This is a genomic window from Synechococcus sp. R55.7 (assembly GCF_047461955.1).
Lineage (GTDB): Bacteria > Cyanobacteriota > Cyanobacteriia > Thermostichales > Thermostichaceae > Thermostichus.
On record NZ_JANSIC010000087.1, the window covers coordinates 4,032 to 10,264 of the forward strand.

A 6,233-nucleotide genomic window follows, 5' to 3' on the forward strand; every position below is an offset into this window, starting at 1 on the left:
CAGTTGCCCGATTTTGTCCAATCCCTGGTCGGGATCCAGCAGATGTGCGTTGATAAACAGGGTGGCAGCCACCAGAACTCCTGTCAACAAGGCGTTAGACCGGTATTGCGGCAAGGTAAAACACTTTTTTCTTGCAATTTGTAGGCTCAACTACAAAATCCGACGCGGAGAAGACCGCAATCTGAGCGTGATACCTGCTACATCTGCCGTTTCGACAAACAGGCTCTAATATTGGGATGGTTATTCTAGGAGCTGCCTTCATGACCTCTTCCCCCCACCTGACCGCTGCAGAGGGGGCAGCGGGTTCTGCCAACGGGCTGAAGGAGGCCTCCCTGCTTGGGGAACGGGATCCCTTGGCCCATTCCCTCCAAGTCCACGAAACCTTCAACCGCAGGAACAACCTGTTGAACCGTCGCCTGCAACTGGTGGAAGAACTCTGGGAATCGGTGATCCTGCAGGAGTGCGGTCAGTCTCTGGTGGATCTGTTGCAGCGACTGCGTTCCATGTGTTCCCCAGAAGGACAAGCCCTGGAGTACCCGATCCCAGAGGTACTACAAATTATCGAGTACCTCAGCCTCGACGCCACCATCCAAACGGCACGGGCCTTTGCCCTCTTCTTCCAGTTGATCAACATTGTTGAACAGCACTACGAACGGGCAGAAGACTCGGACATGCGCATGGTGGATAGCCAACAACGTACCGTGCGAGAAAACGAAAAATTTGAACGGCTGTTCCCTTACCTGCGGGCTCAAGGGGTGCCGCCGGGCCTACTGCGCAGATTGCTGGAGCAGTTGCACATTCGCATGGTCTTTACCGCCCACCCCACCGAGATCGTCCGCCACACCATCCGCGAGAAGCAACGAGCTTTCTCTCGCCTGCTCGGCCAACTGGATTGGGCAGAACAAACCCAGCCTTTGCAGGCCCAGATGATAAAAGAACAGATGGCGGAAGAAGTCTTGCTTTGGTGGCGTACCGACGAGTTGCATCAGTCCAAGCCGACTGTTTTGAACGAAGTCGATTACACCTTGCACTATTTTGAAGAGGTGTTGTTTCAGGCCATCCCCCTGCTGCACGAGTACCTCAGCCGCAGCTTGAAAAAGGCTTTTCCCAGCGTCGAGCCGCCGCCGGCAGGATTTTGCAACTTCGGCTCGTGGGTAGGCGGGGATCGGGATGGCAACCCTTCCGTTACCGCCGATGTGACTTGGCAAACGGCCCGCTATCAGCGCAACCTCATCCTGGGCAAGTACATCGAATCGGTGAAGGCTCTCACCAAAACCCTGAGCATTTCCCTGCATTGGGGGGATGTGGACAGCCAACTGCTGGATGCCCTTGAGCAGGATCACCGCCTCATGCCCGAGGTTTACGAATCGTTTTCGCTGCAATATCGCCAGGAGCCTTACCGCCTCAAGCTCAGCTACATTCAGCGGCGGCTGGAGTTGACGCGGGAGCGCAACCGCAACTTGGCCGACTCCGCTTGTTTGCCCACCCCTCCCCCTGTGGACAACGCCTATGCCAACGCAGAAGAATTTCTGGCCGACTTGCAGCTTATCCAGAAAAGCTTGAAAAACAGCGGCCTTTCCTGCCGTCAGTTGGATCATCTCATTCAACAGGTACAGGTGTTTGGCTTTCACCTGGCCCATCTGGATATCCGCCAAGACAGCAGCTACCACGAAGCCGCTCTCACGGAGATTTTCGAGTACTTGCGCATTTTGCCGCGTCCCTACAACGAGATGACGGAAGAGGAAAAAACCGCCTTTCTCCTGCAGGAGCTACAAACACGTCGGCCTCTGATACCGCTGGAGATCGCCTTTTCCGAGAAAACGGCAGAGCTGATCGCCACCTTTCGCACCCTGCGCCGCATGCAGCAGGAATTCGGCTTGGCCATTTGCCAAACCTATGTGATCAGCATGAGCCGCCAGTTGAGCGACCTGTTGGAGGTGCTGCTGATGGCCAAGGAGGTGGGGCTCTACGATCCCATTAGCGGTCGCGGATCCCTGGCGGTGGTGCCGCTGTTTGAGACCGTCGAAGACCTGAAGCGGGCCCCGGAAGTTTTGCGGCAGTTGCTGGAGATCCCTTTCTATCGCCAGTACTTGGCTCAGCAGGGAAATCTGCAGGAGGTGATGCTGGGCTACTCCGACAGCAACAAAGATTCCGGCTTTTTGAGCAGCAACTGGGAGATTTACAAAGCTCAACAACGCCTGCAGACGGTGGCCGAATCCTATGGCGTGAAGCTGCAAATCTTCCATGGCCGGGGTGGTTCGGTGGGCCGTGGGGGGGGCCCGGCTTACGAGGCCATCTTGGCTCAGCCAGGGCGCAGTGTGGGGGGCCGCATCAAAATTACCGAACAGGGAGAGGTGCTGGCCTCTAAGTATTCCCTCCAAGATCTGGCCATTTTTAACCTAGAAACCGTTACCAGCGCTGTGATCCAGGCCAGCCTGCTGCGCACCTACCCCAACGACCTGCACGAGTGGTCGCGCCTAATGGAATCCTTGGCGGATCGCTCCCGGCAGGTGTATCGCAACCTGGTCTATGAGCAGGAAGGTTTTGTGGAGTTTTTCCACGAGGTCACCCCCATTGAAGAGATCAGCCAACTGCAGATCAGCTCCCGTCCTGCCCGCCGCAGCGGCAGCCAGAAGGATATTGGATCCCTGCGGGCCATTCCCTGGGTATTTAGTTGGACGCAAAGCCGCTTTCTCCTGCCGGCCTGGTATGGAGTTGGCACCGCCCTACAGGAATACGTGGCCAAGGGCGAGCACAACCTCAACCACCTGCAGCACCTGTATCGCGAATGGCCTTTCTTCCGCATGGTGATCTCCAAAGTGGAGATGACCTTGGCCAAGGTGGATTTGCAAATAGCGCGTCACTACGTGCGGGAGATGAGCTCTCCAGAACGTCTAGAGCGGGCGATGGAGCTGTTTGAGTGTATTGCCCAAGAAATGCACCGCACCCGCACAATAGTGCTGCAGATTACGGGTCACAGCGAACTGTTGGAGAACGACCCTTATTTGAAGCGCTCGGTGCAGTTGCGCAACCGCTCTATTGTGCCCCTCGGCTTTATCCAAGTCTCCCTCCTCAAGCGCCTGCGAGAGCATCAGGGATCCCGTACCGGGAGAACGCGCTACAACCGAGCTGAACTTCTGCGTGGGGCTCTGCTCACCATCAACGGCATTGCCGCCGGGATGCGCAACACGGGCTGAGGGATCCAACCGGATTCACCACACCTCCCAAGCAAGGCTGGCGCTGTCCCTATTGAGTTTCAGAGCAGTGTCGAGAGCTTATCAGAACAGATCGTCATCGTACTCTTCTGGCTCCACTTCTACTGGCTCTACTTCGACAACGCGGCGGGAAGGACGGCGGGGAGGTTCATCCGCGTAGCTTTCCCCTTGGTCTTGGGGCAGCCGTGGGGGACGGCGGCGGGTAGCTGTACCTGTGCTGCGCTCTTCCTGCACATCCACATCCTCTGGATACTCTCCGGCAGGGCGACGGGGGCGACGGGCCTCTGGCGGCGGAGCCGGCTCATCGTAGTCGGTGTCCTGACGCGAGCGGGATCCTGGTTCCTCGTAATACTCATCCCCTTCGGGTCGGCGGCGTGGACGCACACGGGTATCGCCGGTCAGTTGGGGCCTGGGGCGACGGCTAGGATCTTCACCACTGCGCCCAGGAATGGAGCGACTGTAAGAGGATGTATCGCGGATACGGGATCCCTCGGCTCGAGTGGAAACCGTGCGTCCTTGGGCATAGCCATCCGGGGGATAGGTGCGGCTGAAGCCTTGCCGCCGAACGGTCGGACGAGCCCCGCCCACCTGCCGTGCTTTTTCGCTTAAGAGAATCCGCAAACGGAAGGTTTCGATGGCAAACCAGCCGGCCATCACCGCCAGCAACACCTGCGCAAAGAACAGCAACGGGATGAGCCGCTGACCTTCCAAGAGCAAGCAGACGGAATAGATCAGGCCCATCGTGGCAAAAATCACGTCATACTCAGCGGAGGCCTCGCGCTTGATGAACCGAACCGCGAAGATGGCTCCACTGGCAATCGCCACCAGCGCTGCCATCAAAAAGTAGGGGCTTTGGGTGAGAAACATGCCAGGGATCCCTAAACGATGAAGACGGGAGAGCGTTGAGCCTTATCCATTCCACAGCCGATCCTAGCATTGATCCTCCTGGTGGCACGGACAACAAAACCCAGGTTTGGGTGTAGGGACGGGATCCCTCTTCAATAAAAGGGATCGGTGCTAAAATCGGCAGCATCTTCCTGCATGTTCCATGCTGTATCTGGCACGGGTACACAAAAAAAGTCTCTTCGGCCAGGGGGAGCTGCAGCTCTTGGCCCGGCAGGCCGAGGACGGGGTTTGGATGCCGCTGCGCAAGCCAGAAGGGGTCACCTGCAAAGAGGTTGGCCCTTACAACATTGGGGTGTTGCTGCTGGTTGAGCTTTCGGAAGAGCGGCAGGTACGGCGGGTGGAAGAGGCAGCCATGAAGCTGGTGGAGATGTTGCACAACCTATCCCGAACCCACAGTCTGGTGGATCTGTCGGAGATTGAAAGCTGGCGGCAATCCTTGACTCGGCAAAGCCAAGAGCTGAGCCGTCGCGAAGCAGAGGTGGCCGCTCGCCAAGAGCAACTGCAACAGTGGGAAAACCGTCTGCGAGAAAAGCTGTCTCCTTGAGCTCTCAGATCTACTCTTATCTTAAGTAGAGTCATTTTAAGCTAATTGAGAAGCCCCCCAAGTGCTCTGTGCCGCTGCCATCACCCCATCTCCCAAAAAGAAAGGGGAGCTGGATGGAAATGTTTCATACCTGTTTAAAATGACTGTAAGTCCAAGTAAGTCTATGAGTGAATCTGGATGTTCTGCGCCTTCCCAAATCAGTAGTGATACGACCCGGATCAACTTGAGTTAAGCCATTCTTTTCCCCCAGAATAAGCGGGGCAAATCCGGGATCCATCATGCCCCATGTTGCCCATGGCAACAGACTGTCCCACCTCCAGTGTAGAAATCCCCCGACTTTAGTCGGTGAGAGTGTCAACCCTGTGCTGGTGCTGTATGGATCGATCAAACAGTGCTGAGATCTGGCCTTAACTCGCGGGCACCTCGCAGATAAACATGCTGCATGTCCGCTTGAGCAAGTGGAGTATTCAACTGGATCAAAACCCGAATGCAACGGGGTAAGTCGCCGCTCACCTCCATCTGTTGCACATCCAACAGAGGCACCGACTCCCAACCGGGGCGACGACGAGCAAACTGGGCGGGAAAAGCTGCATTTAAATCAGGGGTAACGGAAAAAATAACGCTGACTAGTTCAGCCGGATCGAGGGCGTTGCGGTGCTCTAGCGTATCCAGCAGCTCAGCCACCGCCGCGCCAATGGCCTCGGCACTGTTTGTAGGTACGGTGATGGCTCCCCGAATTGCTCTGACTCGCCACCCCAATGGCCACACCCTCGCGCGCTTGAGCTCGCCTCGCTTCCAGAAAATTATACAGACTCATCCCTGTTGGGATCCCATCCCTCTGGGGAAAACCAGCCCCCATCGCCTAGCTGGGCTGCAGGAGCTTTTCCAGGATCTGCTCGTGGCTGAGGCCGGAGTCCACCCAGGCTTCTCCCTCTTTGAGGCGGGCAGCAGCGGTTACGACAAACAAATTGCTCTTCGCTCCCAAAGCCTCGCTGGCAGTTTGCACGCAGAGCAAATCCTGGCCGGTTAGCTGGCTAAACCAGGTGGCCAACAGCCCTGCCTCCAAAAAGCCCATCGGCCGCTTGAAATGGGGAGGCGTGACGGCAGCGAAGGGGGAATTGCGAATCGACACCACCAGCACTCCTTGATCTTTGTAAGTCCAGTCGATCTCGATCAATCCCCAGCCATGAGTTTTCCAAGCTTGTCTCAGACTTTGCAGGAAAAGGCCCATCTCCAGCTCGGCCAAAGGCTTCTGGTAGTAGTCGGAGAGTTCTTGGGCAAAACGGCGGAAAAACTCCTTGCCCCACATCCGACCACAGTTGCGCAATACCAAACGAGCAGCCTGGCCAGTCTCGTATTCCAGGCCCGTGTAGATGCCCCGCAGCAATGCTTCTGGAAGGGCCAAGAGACGTTCACCGTGGCGACTTTCCAGTAAGCCCGATTCCAAATCGCTTCGCAGATAAGCGCTGGGTGTGTAGTAGTTGGCCAAAACAGGCGTATAGGGATCAAAGGTGACTGAGCCATTGGAGATAGAGCTAGTGCCGGTCATAAGGGATCCCCTGGTTATC

The 6,233-nt window shown here is 56.7% G+C and carries 5 protein-coding genes; 2 read left to right on the plus strand and 3 right to left on the minus strand.

Features of this window, described 5'->3' with window-relative positions:
• Positions 1–260 precede the first annotated feature (260 nt).
• Entirely contained in the window at positions 261–3,197 is a 2,937-nt protein-coding gene (ppc, locus tag NW820_RS06355; protein WP_414407006.1) for a phosphoenolpyruvate carboxylase, read from the plus strand.
• A gap of 81 nt (positions 3,198–3,278) precedes the next feature.
• Here the strand turns inward: ppc and NW820_RS06360 are convergent, their stop codons facing one another.
• A complete protein-coding gene (locus NW820_RS06360) occupies positions 3,279–4,082 on the minus strand; it encodes a Ycf66 family protein (RefSeq protein WP_414343775.1) in 804 nt (267 codons plus the stop codon).
• Positions 4,083–4,263: 181 nt separating this feature from the next.
• Between NW820_RS06360 and NW820_RS06365 the strand changes: the two genes are divergently transcribed.
• Positions 4,264–4,665: a hypothetical protein gene (locus NW820_RS06365; protein ID WP_414330894.1), complete on the plus strand. Its 402-nt coding sequence runs from the start codon at positions 4,264–4,266 to the stop codon at positions 4,663–4,665.
• Between the two features lie 384 nt (positions 4,666–5,049).
• On the opposite strand, the gene aroH is transcribed toward NW820_RS06365, so the two are convergent.
• Both aroH and NW820_RS06375 read right to left on the minus strand, forming a co-directional pair.
• Complete coding sequence (aroH, locus tag NW820_RS06370; protein ID WP_011433434.1) at positions 5,050–5,424, minus strand: chorismate mutase; 375 nt, start codon at positions 5,422–5,424, stop codon at positions 5,050–5,052.
• A gap of 103 nt (positions 5,425–5,527) precedes the next feature.
• Positions 5,528–6,214 (minus strand): V4R domain-containing protein, encoded by a 687-nt coding sequence (locus NW820_RS06375; protein ID WP_414407007.1) that lies wholly within the window; start codon positions 6,212–6,214, stop codon positions 5,528–5,530.
• Positions 6,215–6,233: the final 19 nt, after the last annotated feature.